Origin of the sequence: Flavobacterium calami (assembly GCF_038290035.1) — a bacterium.
In the GTDB taxonomy this organism is placed as follows: domain Bacteria; phylum Bacteroidota; class Bacteroidia; order Flavobacteriales; family Flavobacteriaceae; genus Flavobacterium; species Flavobacterium calami.
Window position 1 is genome coordinate 18177 of record NZ_JBBYHS010000020.1, and the last position, 24151, is coordinate 42327.

Genomic DNA, 24151 nt, shown 5'->3' on the forward strand with positions numbered 1-24151 from the left:
ATGAATAAAACCCATTTTTTGTTTCTGCTGTTTTCTTTTTTTCTGACATCCTGCTTTCAGAAAAACGAAAATAAAATACAGCAAAAACCCGGAAAACCCAATACTATTTCTATTATCATCGACGACCAGTTGTGGTATGGTGAAGTAGGGGACAGTATTCGTAATAAGTTTGCTTCACCTGTTTTAGGCCTTACACAGGAAGAACCCCTTTTTACAATCAACCAGTATCCGGCTAAATTATTGGAAGGTTTTGTAACCGATAGCCGAAGTATTATTGTGGTTAAAAAGTCTACTACAGACAAATTTGAGGTTAAAACAAACAATAATTCTGTACCACATAATACTTTTAGGATTTACGGAAAATCAATAGACGATATTATTTGCAGTATCGAAATGAATTCGACAGAAATCATTAAATCAATTCGTGAAACTGAAATTAAAAAGATTCAGCAGGATAATAGTAAATCACTTCTGAATCCTGCAATCATCAAAAACAAATTTCATGTTAACCTGCAAATCCCAAGCGGTTATGAATATATGCTGCATAAGCAAAATTTCATCTGGCTCAAGAAAGAAATCATCAGCGGAAACACAAGTTTATTAATTTACCAGATTCCGATTCGCAATTTCAAAAAGAAAAAAGATGTAGTAAATGCTATTGTAAAAATGCGTGACTCTGTTGGAAAGTATATACAGGGACGCGAGCCTAATACACAAATGATTACCAGTGAAGCATACGCTCCATATTTCTCAAAAATAAAGTTAGATTATAAAGAAGCTTTTGAAACAAAAGGAACATGGGAACTCAAAAATGATTTCATGACAGGACCTTTTATTAATTATGCCATTCTGGATGAAACTTTTAGCCGGGTTTTGGTGATCGAAGGATTTTGTTATTCCCCATCGCATCAGGAACGTGATTTAATGCTGGATTTAGAGGCTGTCATCAAAACAGTCAGAATCGATAAACGATAAGAGATTTCATTTTAAGTTTTATTTTTTAAGCAAATTTTGGGTTATGTCAAACCCGAAACTTTAAACCTGAAACTATTTCTAAAACTTTTTTCGTAATTTTATTTGTAACAAACATAAAAACAATAAGTTATGAGAAAATTAAACCTAACATTAGCAATCATAATGCTGTGTTTTATTTCGTGTAAAAAAGAAGTAAAAACAGAAGGAGCAACTATCAATGAAAGAGACAGTATTAAGACAGAAGAGCCAATTGTTGAAGAGCCAATTGATTCTGCTGCACAAATGAAAGCCTGGGCAGCTTATGCAACTCCTGGTGATGCCCATAAATTAATGGCAGAAGAAGTTGGAACCTGGAACTGCGATATGACTTTTTGGTCACAGCCAAACGGAAAAGCCGAAAAAGCTGCTTCAACAGCCAATATTCAGATGGTTTTGGGAGGACGTTATCAGGAAACAAGTTATCAGGGAAACATAATGGGACAGCCATTTGAAGGAAAAAGCACTTTGGCTTACAATAATGCCAGTGAAGAATACACCACAACTTTTATTGACAACATGGGAACCGGAATGGTAGTTGCAATGGGGAAATACGATGAAAAAACAAAAAGTATTGAACTAAAAGGGGAAATGGTAAATCCTGTAAATGGTAAAAAAACACCATATCGGGAAGTTTATAATATCATAGATTCCAATACCCGAAAAATTGAGATGTATGATGTAAAAAATGGTTCTGAATATAAAAGCATGGAAATTGTAATGACGAGAAAGTAAATAAAAAAACAAAACCCAATTATAATAGCATAATTGGGTTTTGTTTTTTTGTTACAGTTTAAAGTCCAGAATCAGCTTTACTACATCTTTAAAATCGTTTTGTATTCTGTCTGATTATTTAATACACTAACTGCTCTTTTAATTTCTGAATTGTTTTTAAGGTAATATTGATACAAACCTTCCTGATATTGGTACCTCTTAATGAGTTCTTCGAGAATCAGGTTCTTAATTTCTTTTTGGTTTTTGTCCAGTAAAGTAGTTTCGCTTTTTTCTAAAGCCGACAATAATTGCTGATATTCAACAGCGATAGTTTCATCTATTTTTTCGTTTTTGGCGGCTGCTAAAGTGTTTTTCAGTGCAAGCTCGGTCTCTGTATCAAATGTAATTTTTTTAGCTTTTAAAAACTGTTTAAAAGCTAAATAGTCAGCATCAGTAAGTACAGGTATTTTGTCGCCTAAATTTGGGTTTTTATAATAATATGTGGTTGCATAGTCAAATATGCCGTCATTTTTCATTAAGGCATTTGTAATCGGACTCATTTTGGTTTCATCCAGTTCGATATCCGGTAAAACTCCACCGCCATCATACACCGTTCTTCCTTTTCTGGTTTTGAAAGCATTGAAATTTTTTGCATCAGTTTTTTGAGCCACTCCGTTTTTGTCTTTATGTGCATAATCCAAAGCCTGAATACAACGTCCGGAAGGAGTGTAGTAACGGGAAATAGTTACTTTAAGCTGTGTTCCATACGTTAGGTCGACAGTGCGCTGTACCAATCCTTTTCCGAAACTGCGGCTTCCCAAAACAACTGCACGGTCTAAATCCTGCAAAGCTCCCGATACAATTTCTGATGCCGAAGCACTTTTCCCATTGACTAAAATAGCCAGTGGAATTTGTGTGTCAATTGGTTCTTTATTGGTTTTATAAGTGTTGTTGTGTTTTTCAATTCGGGATTTTGTAGTTACAATCACTTCATTTTTTGGAACAAACAAATTGCAGATATCAATAGCTTCGTTTAATAAACCACCCGGATTGCCTCTCAAATCTAATACAATTTGCGTCGCTCCGTCTGTTTTTAGTTTTTCAAGAGCCTGTTTTACTTCAGTTGCTGCTTTTCGGCTAAAATGAGCCAAAACAATATAACCGGTTTTGTCATCAATTTTACCAAAAAACGGAACCGATTTAATATCCACCTCATCCAGAACAAGTTCGGTTGTATTGGTTTTTCCCTGTCTGATGTATTTTATGGTAATTTTTGTGTTTTTAGTTCCTTTCAGCAATTGTGAAGCATCGTCTTTAAAATCAGCGATCAAAACATCTCCAATCTGAATGATTTCGTCGCCGGCTTTCAGTCCCGCTTTATCTGCAGGATAATTTTTATAAGGTTCGCGAACAATCAGGCGGTCTTTTTTACGGGCAATCATAGCCCCAATTCCGGTATATTCGCCAGTATTGTTGATTTTAAAATTGACAACATCCTGTTCGTTAAAGTAAACTGTATAAGGATCTAAACTCCCCAGCATGCTTTTAATGCCTTTGTCCATCAGGTCGCCCGGATTGGTTTCATCGACATAATTGGTGTTGACAGCTTTGAATAAGGTTGTAAAAATTTCAATTTGCTTGGCAATTTCAAAAAAGTCTTCTTTGAAACTGGTTCCAACAAATAAAAAGCCTGTGGCAACGGCTGGTATGATGAATTTCTTTTTGAAATAAGGATGCATGATTGTGAATTAGATTATTGAGTACTAAAATAAGAATAAATCATTAATTACTGTGACTTGTATCAGTGATTCTCAAGTGTTCAATTAATAAAGTATTGATGGTTAGGGTTTTTATAATTCTGATTTGTTTTCGGAATCCTGAATTTTATTAACCTGCTGAATAAATTTCTCAAACAACTGAACCGTTTTGGTGTTTATTTCTTCGTAAGTTAACCGGTCTTTTGTCTGGTAAAAAAACATTAGGGAATAGGGTTGTTGTATATTATCCCAAAGTAAATTTTTGTTCAGTCTGTAAGTTTCTCTTAAAACCCTTTTGAAGTAATTGCGGTCAACGGCTTTTTTGAAATATTTCTTGGAAACAGAAACGCCAATTTTAATTTTCTCTTTCGAATTTTCATCCGCCTCACAGTAAACCAAACGCAACGGATATTTTGAAACCGATTTCCCTTCAGAAAACAGTAATCCAATTGTGGTTTTGCTTTTTAAGCGTTCATTTTTAGGGTAAGTAAAGTTCATTTAACTCAGAAAAAATTTGCAATTTCTGTGGCAAAGGTACAATTAAACCATAAAAACGGTTATTGTTTTCAAATTTTATACCGCTAAAAATATATTTACTACTTTTGGCGTTTAATTTTTCAAGCATGCAAAAGATAATTTCATATCCAATCTCCGTAATTTATTATTTATGTTTTGGATTGTGTTTGGTGATTTTTCACCCGATACAATGGATTTGCCTTAATCTTTTTGGTTATCAGGCTCATAAAAAAAGTGTTGATTACTTGAATTTAGGTCTTTTAACCTGTACCAGACTTGTGGGAACCACATATAAAGTTACTGGTGTAGATACAATACCGAGAGACGTTCCGATTATTTTTGTGGCGAATCATCAAAGCATGTACGATATCGTGGCAATGATTTGGTACTTTAGACGTTTTCATTGTAAATTTGTAAGTAAGAAAGAGTTAGGTAGCGGAATCCCGAGCGTTTCCTATAATTTGAAGCACGGTGGATCAGTGCTAATTGACCGTAAAGACCCTAAACAAGCAATTCCTGTAATCAAAGGCTTGTCTGAATATATCGAAAAAAATACCCGTTCTGCTGTTATTTTCCCTGAAGGAACACGTAGTAAAACCGGAAAACCTAAAGAATTCGCCCAAAGTGGTTTAAAAATCTTATGCAAATATGCTCCTTCGGCTTATGTTGTACCGGTGAGTATCAATAATTCGTGGAAAATGGTTCGTTACGGAATGTTTCCGGTAGGTTTAGGAAATCATCTTACTTTTACTGTGCATCAGGCAATGGCAGTAAAAGAGTATAAATTTGAAGAATTGATGGAGATTACTGAAAAGTCAGTAAAGGAAGGAATAAATGAGTATAAACAGGTTTAGGTTTAGAAAACTAAGCTTAAATCCAAATTTAATAAAGTAATGTCTATAAAAAACATTAGATTAGAAGTAATGCAGTTTTTGGAAAAAAACGTGGATAGCTTCGTAGAACAGTATTTAATTCCGGTAGAAACAATTTGGCAGCCGTCAGATTTTTTACCAGATTCTCAGGGAGAAAATTTCTTTGAGGACGTAAAAGAACTACGCGAAATTGCCAAAGAACTTCCATATGATTTCTGGGTAACACTTGTTGGAGACACAATCACAGAAGAAGCTCTGCCAACGTATGAATCGTGGCTTATGGATGTAGAAGGAGTTGACCAGGTTGACCAGGTTGAAAATGGTGGAAACGGATGGGCCAAATGGGTAAAACAATGGACCGGAGAAGAAAACCGTCATGGAGACCTGCTGAATAAATACTTGTATTTGTCTGGTCGTGTGAACATGCGTGAAATCGAAATGACAACACAGCATTTAATTAATGATGGGTTTGATATCGGAACCGGAAGAGATCCTTATAAAAACTTTGTATATACTAGTTTTCAGGAATTAGCAACGTATGTGTCGCACAACAGAGTTTCGCAAATAGCGAAGAAATTTGGTGATAAAAAGTTGTCTAAAATGTGTAAAATGATTGCCGGTGACGAAATGCGTCATCATCATGCATACAGTGAGTTCGTAAACCGTATCTTTCAGGTTGATCCAAGCGAAATGATGCTGGCGTTTCAATACATGATGAAACAAAAAATCGTAATGCCTGCACATTTCTTAAGGGAGTCAGGTCAAAAGATTAGTTCTGCTTTTGAACAATTTTCAGATTCTGCTCAGCGTATCGGAGTATACACCGCAAATGATTATGTTGATATTTTGCAGAAATTAATTGATAAGTGGGAAATTGATAAGATTTCTAATTTAACGGATGAAGCCGAAAAAGCTCGTGAGTATTTAATGAAATTACCTTCACGTATGGCTAGAATTTCAGAGCGAATTGTGATACCCAAAGAGTCTCATATTTTCAAATGGGTTGAACCTGCAAGATTATAATTTAAGATTAAAAAACTTATATTTTTACAAATGCAATTTTGTTGCGTTTATAAAATAAACCATAAAAATGTTGATTGTTGAGGTTTTCTAAATCTTTGACAATCAGCATTTTTTTAATATTTCGGGTCTCTTTTTTTTAAATAAAAAGTATATTAAAGCTAAAATGAATTAGAAGAATTCCATAATTGTAATTAGAAAGAACCATACATTTAAGTATTAAAAACACCATGAATAATTCAGCATTAATACATAAAACAATACAGTTTGTAAAAGAAAAACTTAATAATGCAGAAGGCGGTCATGACTGGTTTCATATCGAACGGGTATATAAAAATGCGCTCTTGATTGCCGGAAATACAGATTGTGATTTAACAGTAGTTCAATTAGGAGCTTTGCTTCATGATATCGCCGACAGCAAATTTCATAACGGCGATGAATCCATTGGTCCCAAAACGGCACGTTTGTTTTTAGAATCAGAAAATGTAGCTGAAGATATTATTCAGCATGTCGTAAATATCATTGAAAATATCTCGTATAAAGGCGGAAATTTTGAAAAGAAGTTTTCTTCTGTGGAATTGGATGTGGTACAGGATGCAGATCGTTTAGATGCAATTGGTGCCATTGGTGTAGCCAGAGCTTTCAATTATGGCGGATTTAAAAACAGAACTTTATATAATCCGGAAATAGCGCCTGTAACCAACATGACCAAAGAAGAATACAAAAAGAATAACGCGCCTACCATAAATCATTTTTACGAAAAGCTTTTGCTTTTAAAAGACAAAATGAATACGGAAACCGGAAAAGAAATCGCTGCCGAAAGACATCGTTTTATGGAGACATTCCTTTCGCAGTTTTATGCAGAGTGGGAGGGAATTAAATAAGTTTTATTTCGCCAAAGATTCGCAAAGTTATTTAAAGTCCCTTTGCGAATCTTTGTGCTTTTTTTGTGTAACTATTTGGAATAAAAATCAGCTGCAGCCGCAATTCCCATCACCGCAGTCTTTTTTCTTCTTCGATTTAAAAAAATATTTTTTAATCAAAAAAGCAACTGCAAATCCTAATATTATAAAAGCAATAATTTCCTGAATCATAACTTTTTATTTTAAAATTTGATAGGCAATTAAGGCAGTCAAATAGGCAAATGCGCTCATAAAGCCCAATTGCATTGCCGGCCATTTCCATGAATTGGTTTCTTTCTTTGTGATAGCCAATGTACTTGCACATTGCATAGCAAAGGCATAAAAAAGCAATAATGAAATTCCGGTTGCAAAATTGAATACTTTTCCTCCGGTATCAGGACGTACTTCTGCCTGCATTTTGCTCTTTATGGTCGATTCATTATCTGTATCGCCAACACTGTAAATGGTAGCAAGTGTTCCTACGAAAACCTCACGTGCTGCAAACGAACTGATTAAGGCAATTCCGATTTTCCAGTCATAACCCAAAGGCTGGATAGCTGGTTCGATTGCTCTTCCCATCAATCCGATATAAGAATTCTCCAGTTTTTGTGAAGCTACTTCGTTTTCAAATTGCGTTTCTGTAAGCGATGTATTGGTGAATTTTTCTTTTACGATAGCTTCCGCGTCATTAAATTCTTTTCCGGGGCCATATGAGGCTAAAAACCATAAAATAACGGATATCGCAAGGATGATCTTACCGGCACCAACAATAAATGCTTTGGTTTTTTCTACAACATTAATCCCAACGTTTTTAAATAACGGTAATTTATAACTAGGCATTTCGACAACGAAATAGGTTTTGGATTCCAGTTTTAAAACTTTATTCAAAATATAAGCTGATAGGATTGCTGTTCCAAACCCTAATAAATAAAGTAACATCAACGATAATCCCTGAAGATTCAGGATGCCAAAAACTCTTTGTTTTGGAATTACCAATGAAATGATAATTGCATAGACAGGTAATCTTGCCGAACAGGTCGTAAAAGGAGTAACCAAAATCGTAATCAGACGTTCTTTCCAGTTTTCAATATTTCGGGTAGCCATAATCGCCGGAATTGCACAGGCTGTTCCTGAAATCAAAGGCACGACACTTTTTCCGGAAAGACCAAATTTGCGCATGATTTTATCCATCAGGAAAACCACACGGCTCATATATCCGCTTTCTTCGAGAATGGATATGAAGAGAAACAAAAAGGCAATCTGCGGAATAAAAATAATAACCCCTCCAATTCCCGGAATGATTCCCTGCGAAAGCAAATCGGTTAAAATGCCGCTTGGCAGTTCTTCTGCAACCCAGCTGCTCAAAGATGCAAAAGTGCTGTCTATAAAATCCATTGGGATGGTTGACCAGCTAAAAATAGATTGGAAAATCAAAAATAAAATAGCAAAGAAAATTGCATATCCCCAGACTTTATGGGTTAATACGCGATCTAGTTTTGCCCTGATGTCTTTTGCCATCGAAGCATCAACCTTTAACCCTTCTTTCAAAACATCATTGATAAACTGATAACGTTTGATGGTCTCTTTTTGCTGAAGGCGCTTTAATTCGGAGTGCGATTTGGTAAAAGTACTTCGGATTTCATTTCGGTCTAAATTCGAAAAATTGACATCCTGTGTAATAACCAGCCACAATTTGTATAATAACTGGTTCGGAAAAGCATGCTTTAATTTTTCAAAATACTCAGCATCAATTACTGAAGCATTTAAGCAAGGCTCATGCGGAACAGTTTTATAGGAAACAATTAATTCCTTTAGTTCATCAATTCCCAAACCTTTGCGTGAACTTACCAATGCAATTTTAGTTTTTAGTTTTTCTTCTAAATACGGAATATCAAGGGTAATTCCTTTACGTTCCATACGATCCGACATATTGATAACTAAGATTGTCGGGATTTCCAGATCTTTTATCTGAGTGTAAATCAGTAAATTTCGTTTCAGGTTTTCAACATCAGTTACAACCACTGCCACATCAGGATACAACTTGTCATTTTTGTTCAGCAAAAGTTCAATCACCACACTTTCATCCATTGAACTCGCATTCAGACTATACGTTCCTGGCAAATCCAGAATATTGGCTTTGATGTTGTGAGGTAGTTTGCAGAAACCCATTTTTTTCTCAACGGTAATTCCCGGATAATTTCCAACCTGTTGATTTAAACCTGTAAGCTGATTAAAAACGGATGTTTTTCCTGTATTTGGATTCCCGATAAGGGCAACATTAATATTCTGAACGCTCATTATAAATTGTTTTGGATAAGTTCAACTTCAATTTCACGAGCGGTTTCAACACGTATGGCTACATGTGAGCCATTAATGTCTAAATATAAAGGATCTCCAAAAGGAGCAATTTGAAGTAATTCGACTAAGCTGCCCGGCAAACAACCCATTTCTAATAATTTTAAGGGAATCAAATCGATATCAAAATCTTTGATAATGGCTTTTTCGCCTTTTTTCAGGGTGTGGATAGTGTTTTGCAAGCTTATTTAGATTGAGTTTAGATTGCAAAAATAGGTAATTATTCTTTATTCCAGGTTATTTAACACCTATACAAATGCTAAATGTTTCTAAAAATAAGGGTTTTTTATTCCTGGCATAAAAAATCAATGTCTTCCAAAAGGCGTTTTATATCTTCTTTGTCAGTCCCATCGTAAAATCCGCGGACGCGGCGTTTTTGATCTACCAAAACAAAATTCTCTGTATGAACCATATTATAAAGCTGATCTGGTCTTCCTAGTTTTACAGCCAGATAAGATTTTCTGGCCATGGTATAAATTTCTTTTTTATCCCCGGTAACCAGATTCCATTTGCTGTCCACGACTCCGTGTTTAATAGCATAGGCTTTTAAAACCGGAATACTGTCTGTTTCTGGAAATACGGTATGCGAAAGCAGCATTACCTTTGGATTATTTAAAACCGCTTTTTGAACCTCCTCTAAATTGGTTGTCATTTTTGGACAGATGGAGCCGCAGGTGGTAAAGAAGAAATCGGCAACATATATCTTTCCTTCATAGTTTTTCTGAGTAATAGTATCCCCGTTTTGGTTTACAAACGAAAAATCAGCAATGGTATGGTATTTACTTTTGTACTGTACTGTGCTGTCAACCAATTCCGGATTTACATCAGCCGGATTATAAATTGGTAATATTTTTTGAGGTTTTAAAGCAAAATAAAATAGCGTAATGGTGATTGCCGAAAATACTCCTAAGATGATGAAGAACTTTCGGTATTTGTAAAGAAGCGATTTCATAAAAATAATTTGGAGCAAAAATACAAAAAGGGCTTTTTAAAATGTTTGGTTATACTTTTTTTTAACACCCAAATACAGATTGCATGAGTAAATTAATTAAAAAATAATCTTTAATAAATTATTAGCTGAATTTTTAACATAGAGAATCAGATATTAGCAATATGTTTGCAGAAACTCTAAAAAGTTAAATATAAATGAAAAAAGTGCTTACTACACCAATGTTTTATGCTTTTTCTGCAATGCTTTCATTTGCAGCGGCAGAAGCTCAAAACACAACACCAAAAGAACCCGGGATTAATGTTTCTTTTATGAAAAAAGAGGTTAGTCCAAAAGAAGATTTCTTTCAATACGTAAACGGAACCTGGCTGGATAAAACTGAAATTCCAAGCGATCGAAATGCCTGGGGAAGTTTTAATGAATTGCGTCAGAAAACCGATGACAATTCATTAGCAATTTTAAAAGAAGCTTCTAAAAATCCAAAGTACAAATCAAACACAGATCAGGGTAAAGCCATTGCGTTATTCAATACCATCTTAGATACAGTTGGGAGAAATAAAAGAGGCATCACACCGCTTAAACCTTATTTGAAAAAAATCGATGCTATTAAAAATGTAGCCGATTTACAAAATTACCTAATCGAAATGCAGTCTCAGGGTGGAGCCGGTTTCTTTGGGATTTATGTGGGAGCTGATGCCAAAAACAGTAATAAAAATTCGGTTACCTTAAACCCAGGAGGTTTAGGATTGTCTGATAAAGATTATTACAATTCTGATGATAAGGATTCAAAGGAAAAACGTGAAAAATATGAACTTCATGTTGCCAGAATGCTTCAGTTTATAGGTGAATCTCCGGCTAAAGCCAAAGAAAGTGCCAAACAAATCCTGGCTTTAGAGATCGAAATGTCTGCACCAAGACTGGATCGTGTTGAGAGAAGAGACCGCAGAAAACAATACAACCCGACTGCTGTTGCCGATTTGAAAAAAAATACGCCTTCTATTCAGTGGGATAAATATTTTGCCGGAGTAGGTATGGCAAAATTAGACACGGTTAATGTAGCACAGCCTCGTTACATGATTGCTTTAGAAAAAACTTTTACTGAAAAGAAAGTTGAGGCATGGAAAGAGTATTTAAAATGGTCTTTATTAAACAGATCTGCTTCTACCTTGAGTACGGATATCGAAAATGCAAATTTTGATTTTTATGGAAAGACTTTAACAGGAGCTTTAAAACAGCGTCCACGCGAAGAAGTAGCTTTGCAGGTTATTAATGGCGCAACTGGTGAAGCGTTAGGAAAATTGTACGTAGAAAAATTGTTTCCTGCTGAAGCCAAAGAAAAGGCGAAGAACATGATTGCAAATGTGATGCTGGCTTATGAAAACAGAATTAATGCTTTGCCATGGATGTCAAACGAAACTAAAACCAAAGCAATCGAAAAGTTAAAGAAACTGACGGTTAAAATTGGATACCCGGATAAATGGAAAGACTATTCTAAATTAGAGCTTAAAAATGTTTCTGAAGGCGGAACCTATTTTGATAATATGAAAAACATTTCAAAATGGGCTTATGCTCAAAATTTAGCGAAATTAGGAAAACCGGTTGATAAATCAGAGTGGGGAATGTCTCCACAGACTGTAAATGCGTATTTTAATCCGTCTTATAATGAAATTGTGTTTCCTGCGGCTATTTTACAACCGCCATTTTACAATTATCAGGCTGATGAAGCTGTAAATTATGGTGGAATTGGAGCTGTTATCGGTCATGAAATTTCACACGGATTTGATGATTCGGGAGCACGTTTCAATGCAGATGGAAATCTTGTGGATTGGTGGACTGCTGATGATTTAAAACAATTTACGGCTCTAGGCGGTAAATTGGCAGATCAATACAGTGCATTGGAACCTTTACCGGGCATTCACGTAGATGGAAAATTCACTTTAGGTGAAAACATCGGAGATTTGGGTGGAATCAATGCGGCGTATGATGGTTTGCAATTGTATTTGAAAGCTAACGGTAATCCTGGATTAATTGACGGATTTACGCCAGAACAGCGTTTCTTTATTTCATGGGCGACTGTATGGAGAACAAAATCAAGAGATGAAGCTCTTAAAAGTCAGGTAAAAACAGATCCCCATTCTCCGGGAATGTACAGAGCAGTTGTTCCGATTCAGAACGTTGATGCTTTTTATGAAGCTTTCGATATCAAAAAAGGAGATAAAATGTATGTTGAGCCAGAGAAAAGAGTTAAAATCTGGTAACAGAGAAAAAAGAATATGAAAAACGGCGCTGAATCTCAGCGCCGTTTTTGTTTGTAGTTATTTTAAATGACTGTAAATGTAAGTTTCAATTGCTTTGAGCTCTTCATCAGACATTGCCTGCGTTACAGGAAAATTCGTTTTCATCACAGCAAACTGACTTGGGTCTACAATTGGTTCTCCATTTCCTTTTAAAAAGGTAACCATGTCTCCTTTTTTGTCTTTGTAGATTTTAGCGATTTCCTGAATGCTCGGACCAATTATTTTTTGATCCACCTGATGGCAAGAAATACAATTTCCTTTTCCTTCAAAAATTTCTTTCCCTAATTCTTCCGAAGTTTTAGCTTCCGCAGATTCTCCTTCAGTCGAAGCTTCCGTTGTGTTTTCTGTTGGTTTTCCAAATGGCTCCTGACTTTCTTTTTTGCAGGAAGCGAAAACCAGAACTGCAGCCAAAAAAAATAGTTTTTTCATCCTTATTTATTTAAAATTACTGCAGCTTCTTTTGCAAAGTATGTAGAGATAATACTAGCGCCCGCACGCTTAATGCAATAAAGTTGCTCTATCATAATTTTGTCATGATCCAGCCATCCTTTTTCAGCTGCGGCCTTTACCATAGCGTACTCACCAGATACCTGGTAAACTGCAACCGGCACGTGAACGGCATTTTTTACTTCACGAACAATGTCCAGATACGCCATTCCCGGTTTTACCATTACGATGTCTGCACCCTCTTCGACATCTAATAATGCTTCACGGATTCCTTCAATTCGGTTAGCATAATCCATCTGATATGTCTTTTTGTCTTTTGGAATATTTTGAGAATCTACAGGAGCAGAATCCAATGCATCACGAAATGGTCCATAGAAAGCTGAAGCATACTTTGCACTGTAACTCATTATCCCCACGTTGTGGTGACCGTTTTCTTCCAGCGCTTTTCTGATGGCTAATACTCTTCCGTCCATCATGTCGCTTGGTGCTACAAAATCGGCTCCGGCTTCTGCGTGGCTTAAACTCATTCGTGTCAAAGCGTCAACAGTTGCATCGTTTATTAATTGACCATTTTCAATAATTCCGTCATGCCCGTAAATGGAATAAGGGTCTAAAGCCACATCCGGCATTACAATCATTTCAGGAACTGCATCCTTAATAGCGCGAATCGTTTGCTGCATTAAACCGTCTTTGTTCCAGGCTTCAACACCTTTATTGTCTTTAAGGCTGTCGCTTACTTTTACATAAATATTCACCGCTTTGATTCCTAAATCCCAGGCTTCTTTGACTTCTTTAATAGTGTTGTCTAATGAATGACGATAAATTCCGGGCATAGACGGAATGGCGACTTTTACATCTTTGCCTTCGGCCACAAACATCGGAAGCATAAAATCCTGCGGACTTAAACTGGTTTCACGAACTAAAGAGCGAATAGATTCATTGGTTCTTAAACGGCGGTTTCTTTGTAATGGGAACATAGAGTGTGTTTTTATAAAATTTAAAAGGAATATTTATCTGTAAAGGGTTCATATTCATTTTAAAATGAAATTAAAATAAGTGCCGCAAAGTTAAAGAAAAAACGCCCAAATAAAGAGTTGATAATGGGTGAGAATTCGTTAATATTATCTAAATTCGTATCGCTTTTTTAAACTTCTGTCAGTAATCTTCTTACGGAATGTTTTTTCAAATTTAAATCTCCCAAATGAAGAAAATAGTTGTATTATGCTGCTGTTTACTCTTAACAAGTTGTTTTGAGATAACAGAAAGAATCAAACATCACGACAATCAGAGTGGTGAATACACGTTGATGGTTGACTTTTCGAAATCATGGCTAAAAACAAAATCGGCAATCTGGCTGGAAGAAGTGGATGGTGTGAAAATTCCGAACGAACAGGAAATTACCCAGAAGCTAAATGATTTTAAATCGAAAGTTTCAAAAATAGAAGGAATTTCGAATGTATCAACCAAAACCGATTTTGACCGGTATGTTTTTATTATCAAACTAGATTATAAAAACCTCAAAGCATTAAATGAAGTCGTCAATACTTTAAACAAACAGAAAAATCAGATTCATTTTACGGCTGATTCCAAGAGTTTTGAAAGAATTGCCTCTTATCCAATTCCCGAAAATCTTTTGAAAGATGAAAAGAAAAAAGAAGATTTAGAAAAAGCCAACATCATATCTATTTACACTTTTGACCGTGATATAGCAACGGCAAGTAATACCAATTCCAAAATTTCCCCAAATAAAAAGACCGTTTTTTTGAAACAGAGTATGTACAGCGTGCTTAAAAAATCATCATTGATGAATAACAACATTCAGTTAAATCCATAATCCTTATCAAATAATATTTTCAAACATCTACAATGAAACAAATTTTTACTTTTTTAATTCTTCTTACGTTCGGTTTGACTTATAGTCAGTTACTTCCTAAAAAGCAGGATTATTTTGTTCAGTTTAACGGCGGTCAGCTTTCTAAAAAAGTTAGTGTTGCTGAGGTTTTAAATCATTCTCTTTTAAAAAATGCAAAAGATAAAATGAAACTGGACGTGAATCAATACGCGGATCTTATAAAATTAGACCAAAAGATAACGGTTCATGGCAATTACTCAGACAGCATACCATATTATCAGATAACTATTCCGATAAAAAGCAGAACTGATATTAAGAACTTTTTAATTCAAAAAGACAACGAAAGTAATTCGGCTGAAAAACCTCTTATTGAAGATTTTGGTCAGTATTCAGTATATAATTCTGCTGATAAAAAGACAACTGTTGCCTGGAACGACAGTCATTTGGTAATTTTTGGACTAACTAAAAAATACGAATACAATGAATATTCTGATGCGATGCTGACTGTAGATACCCTCGCAGCAGTAAGCACTTCAGATGTTATTGTGGACACAGTCGAAGAACCTGTTGTGGATACAGCTTATGCTGATTACTCGGATAATTATTATGCTAATTTTCAAAAAGAACAGACTGCTTTTGACAGCATTCAGGCTATTAGCCAAAACAGGTTTATAAAATTGCTTTTTGAAAATGGTTTTACGGTTCCGACTTCAGACAAAGTTCATGAAAATGCAGATATTTCCTCTTGGGTTGATTATGGTACGGCAATGAGCAGTTTTAATTCGGCTTATATGGCTTTGGCAAAGTTTACGACGTATAATAAATTTTTACCAAGTCAGAAGAATTTAGGCAATTTTGTAAAAGGAGTAAATGTCGATTTTTATTTTGATAATGATAATGCCCGAATCGAGGAAATTGTAGAATACTCAAAGCCAATTGCCGATTTAGTGGGTAAAATCAGTAACCGAAAAGTCAACAAGAATATCTTTAATTATTTTCCAGCCCAAAAACCACTTGGCTATCTGACGTATCATTTTAATACAAAGGAAATGCTCAATAGTTTTCCGACTTTGAGTGCCGAGATTTTCAACAATCCTTATATTTTAAAAGAAGATATCGGTGTCTTCACTGATTTTATTTCGACAATTATTGATGAAGAAGCCACAGCGACTCTTTTTGATGGCGATTTGAGTATGTTTCTTTATGATGTTGCCGAAAAGGAGGTAACTACAAAAACGTTTGAATACGATGAGAATTACGAACAGAAAGAAGTAGAGAAAAAAGTAAAGAAATTAATACCGCTTTTCTCAGTGATTTTTACTTCGACACACCCGACTTTTGTAGATAAAATGATTCAGTTAGGAGTTCGCAAAAACGGATTGATCCCAAAAGGGAATTATTACGAGATAAAAGGAACTCAGGAATACGGTGGTTTATTTATTTTTAAGGATAAAGATGTGGTAATTATTGGAAACAGTATTGATCATATTTTTCCAAAAGAGAATTCATTTTCGAAAGAAGTTAAAAAAGAACTGAAACAGAATTATATTTCTGCAAAAGTGAGTTTGGATAAATTAGTAACAGCCTATTCTAATTCAGGCGAAGCTAAGGAATCTGAAATTAAATCCCTGAACCGAATGACGCAGCAGTTTAATGATGTTACTTTATATTCTGCAAAGAAATTGATTGACAATAAGCTGAAATTTGAATTGAAGCTAAATTCTAACAAAACAGATAAAAATATCATTCTCCAGACCTTAGATTTAGTGGACGAACTAAGTACTAAATAATTCCAAATGAAAAGCCCTAAAAAATCAATTTTAGGGCTTTTTTTATGTTTTGAAGTATTAAATCCAGTCTACAGGATTCTCCAGTACTTTTATTAATTTTTCTTCTTCACTTCCTGCTTCCGGATGATGATCGTAAACCCATTGCACATGAGGAGGAAGGCTCATTAAAATACTTTCGATTCTTCCGTTGGTTTTTAAACCGAATAAAGTTCCTTTATCATGAACTAAATTGAACTCAACGTAACGGCCACGGCGAATTTCCTGCCAGTTTCTGTTTTCGGGAGTATAAGAAAGGTTTTTTCTTTTCTCAACAATTGGAACATACGCTTCAAGGAAACTGTTTCCAACCTCGGTAACGAAATCATACCAGTTTTCCATTGACATTTGGTCATTTGCTTTGCAATAATCAAAGAATAAACCGCCAAGTCCGCGGGCTTCATTTCGGTGTGCGTTCCAAAAATAGGAGTCGCATTGTTTTTTATATTTCGGATAAAACTCCGGATTGTATTTGTCGCAAGCTGTTTTACAGGTTTGATGAAAGTGTTTTGCATCTTCTTCAAACAAATAATAAGGCGTTAAATCCTGCCCGCCGCCAAACCATTGCTGGATTATTTTAGGCGAACCTGTACTGAGCGGAGTCGAAGTATCGTACATTTCAAAATAGCGCCAGTTGGCATGAACAGTTGGGACCATTGGGTTTTTTGGATGAAGAACCAAACTTAATCCGCAGGCAAAGAAATCGGCTTCGCCAACGCCAAACATTTTTTGCATCGTTTCAGGAAGTTTTCCGTGAACTGCTGAAATGTTTACACCGCCTTTTTCAAAAACAGCTCCGTTTTCAATAACGCGTGTTCTTCCACCGCCGCCTTCAGGACGTTTCCATAAATCCTCACGGAATTTTGTAGTTCCGTCAACTGCTTCTAATCCGGCGCAGATTTGGTCTTGTAATTGTTGTATGTAGGCGTAAAATTTATCTTTCATTGTAAATTGTATTCTGATTTAAGCAGTCCGAAGTAAACAGTGTTTTGTAATGTACCATCTCCGTTTCTAAATTCGTCCCGTAAAATTCCTTCTTGTTTGAAATTGTGTTTTAAAGCTATTCTTTGGCTTGCCAAATTAATTTCTGAAGTACAGATAAAAACCTTATTCAACAATAATTCATTGAAACAAAAGTCAAGAGCATCTGAAACCATTTTTGAGGTAATCCCTTTTCCCTGAAAATCTTCATCAATAAAATAACCTAATTCACATTTTGAAATGCGGTAATCGATTGTTTTTGCACATAAATAACCAATTAGATTATTTGTTTTTATATCTCGGGCGAAGAAATAATATCCTTCATTATTTTTTTCTTTGTTTTTATTAACTGAGATAAAATTTTCTGCTTTTTCTGGTGAGTCAGAATTAGCAAGAGTTACGGGGAAAGTTTTTCCAATGTGATTTTTATTCTTATCAATCAGTTTATAAAACTCTTCGGGAAGAATATTTTCAATTCGGTCTGTTTTCCAGTCTGTAAAAGTCATTTTATTTGTTTTTTAGCGAAGCAATTTTAGCATTTATTCCAAAAGAAAAAACCTTGCTCTCAGTCTGAATATATTGGTAAACAGCTAAAGCTTTATCTTCAAAATTATAGTTTTCAGTTTTAGAAAATTCGACTAAAATATCAGCAAACTGCTCTAATTGTTCCCAGTCAAAATGAAGATGCTTCAATAATTCAATTAAATCTTCATTCGAACAATCAACTAAAGTTTCAATGTTTAATGCGAATTCTTTTAGTTGATTTTCAATTTCTGCTATTTGCAAATGATCCAAAGGCTGAGGTACAAAAACAAGAGTCCGCAATGTTTTTAGAACATTGTCGATTCTTATTTTTTCTTCGTCTCTTAAGCCTTTGTTGAGCATGTTTTTTCGTTTTCAGTCGCAGTTTTCAGTCGCAGTAAAATCTGAAAACTGCGACTGAAAACTGAATACTAGTTCCCGTATTCCTTCACAGCATCAATAAACGCTTTAGCATGATCTACAGGGATGTTTGGTAAAATTCCGTGACCTAAATTTACAATGTATTTATCTTTTCCGAACTCGTCGATCATTTCGTGAACCATTTTCTTGATAGTCGGAATAGGAGAAAGCAATCTTGATGGATCAAAATTTCCTTGTAAAGTAACATTTCCGCCAGACAAGTAACGAGCATTTCTAGCCGAACAAGTCCAGTCAACTCCTAATGCAGAAGCTTTACTTTTGCCCATTTCATTCAAAGCAAACCAGCATCCTTTTCCGAAAACAATTACTGGAGTAACCTCAGCTAAAGCGTCAACAATCTGGTTGATGTATTTCCATGAAAATTCCTGATAATCAACCGGAGAAAGCATTCCGCCCCAGGAATCAAAAATCTGAACTGCATTTACTCCCGATTTTACTTTTTCTTTTAAATATAAAATAGTCGTATCAGTGATTTTTTGTAATAAAGTATGTGCTGCAACCGGGTTTGAAAAACAGAATCCTTTTGCAGTATCAAAACTTTTAGAACCTTTTCCTTCAACAGCATAGCAAAAAATAGTCCATGGTGAACCTGCGAAACCAATTAATGGCACCTCATCGTTCAGCATTTCTTTAGTTAATTTCACAGCGTCAAAAACATAACCTAAAGTTTCATTTACATCAGGAACAAAAACCTGATTTACCTGTTCCATTGTACGAATCGGATCCGGAATTATCGGACCCAGATTATCTTTCAATTCTACATGAATTCCCATTGCGCGTGGCACAACTAAAATATCTGAGAATAAAATAGCAGCATCCGGAGCAATTCGGCGAATTGGCTGCACTGTGATTTCAGCGGCTAATTCCGGAGTTTCGCAACGGGTAAAGAAATCGTATTTATCACGCAATTCTCTAAATTCCGGCAAATATCTTCCTGCCTGACGCATCATCCATACCGGTGGACGCTGAACTGTTTCTCCTTTTAATGCTTTTAAAAATAGGTCGTTTTTTAACATGTTTTTTATTTTAGGTGCAAAGTCACAAAGTGACAAAGTTGCAAAGGTTTTTATTTATATTCGTGAATTACATCTTCAACCAGGTCTTCAATTGTGGGCTGATCTGCGATGATGATGTTTTTGGTAATTTTTGCTAATGCTTCTGCGGTGGTTTCTCCAATGCAGAAACAGATTTGTTTGTTTATGGTATTGTGTTTCAGATAACTTTTAACACCAGATGGACTAAAAAACAAAATAGCTTCAGGATTTGCTTTTATTTTCTGAGGCTGCAGCGTAGTTTCGTAAACCTGAATTTCATTGAATTTAATTCCGTTTTCTTTTAAAGCTTCCGGTAAAGTGTCTCTTCTTAAGTTTCCACTGAAAAAAGTGAAGCTTTCGCTACCGTAAATCAAAGTGATAATTTCAGCTAAATCTGCAGCGTAACCTGTGTATGCCACAACATTGAATCCGTTGTCGGTCAATAAGGTTTTGGTTTTAAGTCCAACGCAATACACGTTTTTCTTTTTGAGTTCTTCCGATTTTGGATGAGATAAAACGCTGTGAACGGCATTTTGACTTGTAAAAATCAGACTTTCGTTGAGGTCTTTTAATTCGAAAGATTTGTTTTCGGTTTTGATGAAATCGGCTTCGATTACTTCAACACCATATTTCATCAATTCCTGCTTATGAAGAGGAGATAATATTTTAGTAGATAATATCTGAACTTGGTTTGCCATTATTTTTTCAGGGATTCTTTAATTTTCTGCATTAATTCCGTTCCACCATTATTTAAAATCTCCTGCGCTGAGTTGAAACCTAATTTCTTCCATTCTGAAATATCAACCGTTTTATTGATTTCTAGTTTCTGTTTTCCATCAATAGAAAGTAAAACACCTTGAAAATGCAAAGTGTCTTCGTCTTCGTTATACGTAACCAAAGCTCCAATTGGGGCAGTACATCCGCCTTCAAGAGTTCTTAAAAACTGACGTTCGATATAAGTGCAAATTTCAGTTTCGATATCATTTAACTGAGAAAGCGCATCCAGCGTATAATTGTCATTTTCCATTCCCACGACAAGCATTGCGCCTTGTGCCGGCGCCGGAATCATCCAATCTAAGTTGATGTAATTTTCTGGTTTCAGATTAATTCGCTCCAAACCTGCAGCAGCAAAAACAGCTCCGTCCCAGTCATTATCCTGTAATTTCTGCATACGTGTATTCACGTTTCCGCGTAAATCAACAACCGTATGATTTGGGTATTTGTTCAGCCACATCGCCTGACGACGTAAACTTCCTGTCGCAACAGTACTTGGATTTGTAAAGTCAGGATTTCCTTTGTGAACCAAAATATCCAGAACATTGGCTCTTTGCAAAACTGCTCCCTGAACGATACCTTTTGGTAAAGCTGTTGGGACATCTTTCATAGAATGCACCGCAATATCAATATCACCATTGATCATGGCAATGTCCAGCGTTTTGGTAAAAATTCCTGTAATTCCGAGTTCGTATAACGGTTTATCCAGAATAATGTCGCCCTGAGATTTAACCGCCACAATTGAGGTTTTATAACCTAAGTCGTTAAGTTTTTTCTCGACAGTATGTGCCTGCCAAAGTGCTAACTCACTGTCACGTGTTCCAATTCTGATTATTTTTTCTGCCATGATTTGTTTTTTACCATTAAGGACATTAAGAAAATTAAGTCAATCTTTGTCAAGGAAATTAAGCTTAACTTTCTTAATTTCTTAATGGTTTAATATTTTATTAATCAATTAATCTTGCGAAACGATCATTTACAAGAGGTTTCATTGATTTTGTAATGTTTATTGTGTTGAAATTTATCAATAACCCTTGAGGTCTTTGTAACAATTTCATATATGTTAATAATTGTGCTTCATGAATTGGCAATAGATTTTCTATTGCTTTTAATTCAACAACAACACAATCATTTACAAGTAAATCGATTCTTAAATCCGATTCAAATTCGAGATCGTAATAATCAATTTTAACAACTAATTGTTGTTTAACATCGTATCCGTTTCGTTCTAATTCATATTTGAGGCATTTTTCATATATACTTTCCAAAAGTCCAGGTCCTAAAGCTTTATGCACTTTTATAGCAAAACCTGTAATTTCATAAGCTAATTGTGTAACCTCTTTTTTTGTCATAGAACTTCTTTGTTTTTTGCCATTTTTCTTTTTTTACTATTAAGATATTAAGTTAATTAAGCTTTGTGTTCAAAAATAGCTTGCTTAATTTTCTTCGACAAAGATTGACTTAATTCTATTAATGCCTTAATGGTAAAATTTAAAATTAGGATGCTTTTATTTTGAAGACTTTTTCGATCCATTCGATGCTTTCATCGACCATGGTGTCGTCGTCTTTTAAATGATTTGCAAAATGTGTAGTGATTTTTTGAATGATTCTGTTGCTGATGATTTCAGCTTGCTCTTCATTAAAATCGGCAATTTTTTTACTTTGAAAATCTAGTTCCGAAGCTTTGATTGCGTTTAATTTTTCTTTTAACGCATTAATTGTCGGAGCAAATTTTCGGCCTTTCATCCAGGTTACAAATTCTTCTTTTATTTCTTCAATGATCGCTTCAGCTGCAGGAATGTGTAATTTTCTGTTTTCTAAAGTCTCATCTGTCAATTGAGACAAATAATCCATGTGGATTAAAGTTACACCTTCTAAATCCTCCACATTTTCATTCACGTTTTTCGGAATCGACAAATCCAGAATCAATAAAGGTTTTTTAAGATTCAAAATTGCTTTGTCAACCGTTGGGTTTTGTGCGCCTGTTGCAACAACGACAACATCGGCTTTTTGAAGTTCTAAATGTAATTCAGAGTAATCCTTAACGATCAAATTTAATTTTCCTGCTAGTTTCTCTGCTTTGTCTTTAGTACGGTTTATTAAAGTGATATGCTCGTTTTTAGTATGTTTTACTAAATTCTCACACGTATTTCTTCCGATTTTCCCAGTTCCAAAAAGTAAAATATTTTTGTTGCCGATATCTTCAACATTCTTCAAAATATATTGAACTGATGCAAAAGAAACAGAAGTAGCACCAGAACTGATTTCTGTTTCTGTTTTAATTCTTTTGCTTGCCTGAATCACCGCATTCACCAGTCTTTCCATAAAAGCATTGGCCAAACCTAAAGATTTTGAATGAATGAAACTGGTTTTTATTTGAGATATAATTTCAAAATCACCTAAGATCTGGCTGTCTAAACCAGTTCCTACGCGAAATAAGTGATTGATTGCTTCCTGATTTTTATAAACGAAACCCACTCTTTGGAAAGCGTCAACAGAACCATTGCTGTTGTCACAAATCAATTTTATTAATTGAAAAGGGTGTTCTGCAAAACCATAAATCTCGGTTCTGTTGCAGGTTGAAGTAACAATTAAACTTTCTATTCCTTCGCTTTTAGCTTGTTCTAGCAATCGCGTTTTAGCAACTGCATCTAAACTAAATTGACCTCTCACCTCAGCATCAGCTTTTTTATAACTCAGACCAACTGAGTAAAAATAAAGGTGTTTCGGTACATTATTGTTTTCCATAAATTCACTTTCATAAAAGTGCAACAAAATTATTACTATACCATTGATAAAAATAACGCTAAAAGTACTTTTTATGTCGCTTAATGTTTTTTTGAACCTAAATAGGTGTTTTTGAGCAAAAAGGACTATTTTTGTAGCAAAATCAACTCGTTTGGAATCATTAGTTTAGAGTGATTCTAAATAATATCTGAACTTTGTTTTGATTTTCATTTCAAAAAAATATCGCTATGGGTTCTCAGGAAATTATAAAAATTGAAGACGACTTTACGCTGATCCGTTTCCAAAACGACAGTTCTGAACCATTTTTTGCACAGCACGAAATTATTGGTACTGGCCTGATACAGTTTCACTTCGGGATAAAAGGTAATGCCAAATTTTTGTTCAATCAGGGAAATTATACATTAGAACTTAAAGAAGAAAAATCACTGCTTTTATATAATCCGCAGAAAGAATTACCACTTAATTTAGAACTCGCACCAAACTCCTGGGTGATTTCTGTAATTGTATCGATCAAGAAATTTCACGCGTTATTTTCTGCAGAAGCCAATTATATTACTTTTTTAAGTCCTGATAATAAAGACAAAAAGTATTATAACGAAGGAAATATCAGTCCATCGATGGCAATTGTACTGAGTCAGCTTTTTCATTATAACCTTCATCCTTCGATTAAAAACCTTTATTATAAAGGAAAAGGATACGAATTGTTGAGTTTATATTTCAACAGAACCGAAGATCCAAACGCAGAACAATGTCCGTTTTTGATTGATGAAGATAATGTTCTGAAAATTCGAAAAGCCAAAGAAATCATCATCGCTAATATGGCAGAGCCCCCAGGATTGCAGGAGCTGGCAGATGAAATTGGATTGAATTTAAAGAAACTTAAAATGGGTTTCAAACAAATTTACGGTGATACGGTTTATGGTTTCCTATTCGATTACAAAATGGATTTCGCCCGAAAGCTACTAGACAGCGGTTCTTATAATGTAAACGAAGTTGGACTTAAAATTGGCTACAGTACCGGAAGTCATTTCATTGCAGCATTCAAAAAGAAATTCGGAACAACTCCAAAGAAATATTTAATGTCGATTAATGCGAATGTGTAAGTTTTTGTTCGCCACTAATTTCACTAATTA

Annotated in this window: 25 protein-coding genes; 9 read left to right on the forward strand and 16 right to left on the reverse strand. The window is 35.0% G+C overall.

Annotation, left to right across the window (positions count from 1 at the left end; all coding sequences use genetic code 11):
- Together AAEO57_RS17320 and AAEO57_RS17325 are read left to right on the forward strand one after the other, a co-directional pair.
- Positions 1–975, forward strand: a complete 975-nt coding sequence (locus tag AAEO57_RS17320; RefSeq protein WP_341694292.1) for a DUF4837 family protein — start codon at positions 1–3, stop codon at positions 973–975.
- Between the two features lie 129 nt (positions 976–1104).
- Entirely contained in the window at positions 1105–1746 is a 642-nt protein-coding gene (locus AAEO57_RS17325; RefSeq protein WP_341694293.1) for a DUF1579 domain-containing protein, read from the forward strand.
- Between the two features lie 80 nt (positions 1747–1826).
- Here AAEO57_RS17325 and AAEO57_RS17330 read toward each other — a convergent pair whose 3' ends face one another.
- Complete coding sequence (locus AAEO57_RS17330; RefSeq protein ID WP_341694294.1) at positions 1827–3464, reverse strand: S41 family peptidase; 1638 nt, start codon at positions 3462–3464, stop codon at positions 1827–1829.
- 111 nt (positions 3465–3575) lie between these two features.
- Positions 3576–3980: a ribonuclease P protein component gene (gene rnpA, locus AAEO57_RS17335; RefSeq protein ID WP_341694295.1), complete on the reverse strand. Its 405-nt coding sequence runs from the start codon at positions 3978–3980 to the stop codon at positions 3576–3578.
- Between the two features lie 125 nt (positions 3981–4105).
- On the opposite strand from rnpA, the gene AAEO57_RS17340 reads away from it, so the two are divergent.
- From AAEO57_RS17340 to AAEO57_RS17350, 3 genes are all read left to right on the forward strand, one after another.
- On the forward strand, positions 4106–4852 hold the full coding sequence (locus AAEO57_RS17340) for a lysophospholipid acyltransferase family protein (RefSeq protein WP_341694296.1): 747 nt from the start codon (positions 4106–4108) through the stop codon (positions 4850–4852).
- A 39-nt stretch (positions 4853–4891) separates the two neighbouring features.
- Positions 4892–5893, forward strand: a complete 1002-nt coding sequence (locus AAEO57_RS17345; RefSeq protein ID WP_341694297.1) for an acyl-ACP desaturase — start codon at positions 4892–4894, stop codon at positions 5891–5893.
- Positions 5894–6120: 227 nt separating this feature from the next.
- A complete protein-coding gene (locus AAEO57_RS17350) occupies positions 6121–6774 on the forward strand; it encodes an HD domain-containing protein (RefSeq protein ID WP_341694298.1) in 654 nt (217 codons plus the stop codon).
- Positions 6775–6861: 87 nt separating this feature from the next.
- Here AAEO57_RS17350 and AAEO57_RS20925 read toward each other — a convergent pair whose 3' ends face one another.
- The 4 genes from AAEO57_RS20925 to AAEO57_RS17365 all read right to left on the reverse strand — a co-directional run bounded on the left by AAEO57_RS20925 (position 6862) and on the right by AAEO57_RS17365 (position 10099).
- Positions 6862–6984: a FeoB-associated Cys-rich membrane protein gene (locus AAEO57_RS20925; protein WP_481129032.1), complete on the reverse strand. Its 123-nt coding sequence runs from the start codon at positions 6982–6984 to the stop codon at positions 6862–6864.
- A 6-nt stretch (positions 6985–6990) separates the two neighbouring features.
- A complete protein-coding gene (gene feoB, locus AAEO57_RS17355; RefSeq protein ID WP_341694299.1) occupies positions 6991–9090 on the reverse strand; it encodes a ferrous iron transport protein B in 2100 nt (699 codons plus the stop codon).
- Positions 9090–9329, reverse strand: a complete 240-nt coding sequence (locus tag AAEO57_RS17360) for a FeoA family protein (RefSeq protein WP_341694300.1) — start codon at positions 9327–9329, stop codon at positions 9090–9092. The genes feoB and AAEO57_RS17360 overlap by 1 nt, the downstream gene beginning before the upstream one ends.
- Positions 9330–9433: 104 nt before the next feature.
- Entirely contained in the window at positions 9434–10099 is a 666-nt protein-coding gene (locus tag AAEO57_RS17365) for an SCO family protein (protein ID WP_341694301.1), read from the reverse strand.
- A gap of 194 nt (positions 10100–10293) precedes the next feature.
- On the opposite strand from AAEO57_RS17365, the gene AAEO57_RS17370 reads away from it, so the two are divergent.
- On the forward strand, positions 10294–12354 hold the full coding sequence (locus AAEO57_RS17370) for a M13 family metallopeptidase (RefSeq protein ID WP_341694302.1): 2061 nt from the start codon (positions 10294–10296) through the stop codon (positions 12352–12354).
- A gap of 57 nt (positions 12355–12411) precedes the next feature.
- Here AAEO57_RS17370 and AAEO57_RS17375 read toward each other — a convergent pair whose 3' ends face one another.
- Positions 12412–12822, reverse strand: a complete 411-nt coding sequence (locus tag AAEO57_RS17375) for a c-type cytochrome (protein ID WP_341694303.1) — start codon at positions 12820–12822, stop codon at positions 12412–12414.
- A 2-nt stretch (positions 12823–12824) separates the two neighbouring features.
- Positions 12825–13817: a porphobilinogen synthase gene (gene hemB / locus AAEO57_RS17380; protein WP_341694304.1), complete on the reverse strand. Its 993-nt coding sequence runs from the start codon at positions 13815–13817 to the stop codon at positions 12825–12827.
- A gap of 224 nt (positions 13818–14041) precedes the next feature.
- Here hemB and AAEO57_RS17385 point away from each other — a divergent pair, with 224 nt between their 5' ends.
- Both AAEO57_RS17385 and AAEO57_RS17390 read left to right on the forward strand, forming a co-directional pair.
- Positions 14042–14674 (forward strand): hypothetical protein, encoded by a 633-nt coding sequence (locus AAEO57_RS17385; protein ID WP_341694305.1) that lies wholly within the window; start codon positions 14042–14044, stop codon positions 14672–14674.
- Positions 14675–14706: 32 nt separating this feature from the next.
- Positions 14707–16482, forward strand: coding sequence for a hypothetical protein (locus AAEO57_RS17390; RefSeq protein ID WP_341694306.1), 1776 nt, complete (start codon positions 14707–14709; stop codon positions 16480–16482).
- Positions 16483–16539: 57 nt separating this feature from the next.
- On the opposite strand, the gene hemF is transcribed toward AAEO57_RS17390, so the two are convergent.
- From hemF to hemA, 8 genes are all read right to left on the reverse strand, one after another.
- Positions 16540–17463, reverse strand: coding sequence for an oxygen-dependent coproporphyrinogen oxidase (gene hemF / locus AAEO57_RS17395; RefSeq protein ID WP_341694307.1), 924 nt, complete (start codon positions 17461–17463; stop codon positions 16540–16542).
- Entirely contained in the window at positions 17460–18005 is a 546-nt protein-coding gene (locus AAEO57_RS17400; RefSeq protein ID WP_341694308.1) for a GNAT family N-acetyltransferase, read from the reverse strand. The genes hemF and AAEO57_RS17400 overlap by 4 nt, the downstream gene beginning before the upstream one ends.
- Position 18006: 1 nt before the next feature.
- Positions 18007–18384: a hypothetical protein gene (locus tag AAEO57_RS17405; protein ID WP_341694309.1), complete on the reverse strand. Its 378-nt coding sequence runs from the start codon at positions 18382–18384 to the stop codon at positions 18007–18009.
- A 68-nt stretch (positions 18385–18452) separates the two neighbouring features.
- Positions 18453–19478, reverse strand: a complete 1026-nt coding sequence (hemE, locus tag AAEO57_RS17410) for a uroporphyrinogen decarboxylase (RefSeq protein WP_341694310.1) — start codon at positions 19476–19478, stop codon at positions 18453–18455.
- 50 nt (positions 19479–19528) lie between these two features.
- Positions 19529–20194: a uroporphyrinogen-III synthase gene (locus tag AAEO57_RS17415; RefSeq protein ID WP_341694311.1), complete on the reverse strand. Its 666-nt coding sequence runs from the start codon at positions 20192–20194 to the stop codon at positions 19529–19531.
- Entirely contained in the window at positions 20194–21117 is a 924-nt protein-coding gene (gene hemC, locus AAEO57_RS17420; RefSeq protein WP_341694312.1) for a hydroxymethylbilane synthase, read from the reverse strand. Before hemC ends, AAEO57_RS17415 begins: the two co-directional genes overlap by 1 nt.
- A 100-nt stretch (positions 21118–21217) precedes the next feature.
- On the reverse strand, positions 21218–21622 hold the full coding sequence (locus tag AAEO57_RS17425) for a GxxExxY protein (protein ID WP_341694313.1): 405 nt from the start codon (positions 21620–21622) through the stop codon (positions 21218–21220).
- Between the two features lie 145 nt (positions 21623–21767).
- A complete protein-coding gene (gene hemA / locus AAEO57_RS17430) occupies positions 21768–23018 on the reverse strand; it encodes a glutamyl-tRNA reductase (protein ID WP_341694314.1) in 1251 nt (416 codons plus the stop codon).
- Positions 23019–23245: 227 nt separating this feature from the next.
- Between hemA and AAEO57_RS17435 the strand changes: the two genes are divergently transcribed.
- On the forward strand, positions 23246–24121 hold the full coding sequence (locus AAEO57_RS17435) for a helix-turn-helix domain-containing protein (RefSeq protein ID WP_341694315.1): 876 nt from the start codon (positions 23246–23248) through the stop codon (positions 24119–24121).
- Positions 24122–24151: the final 30 nt, after the last annotated feature.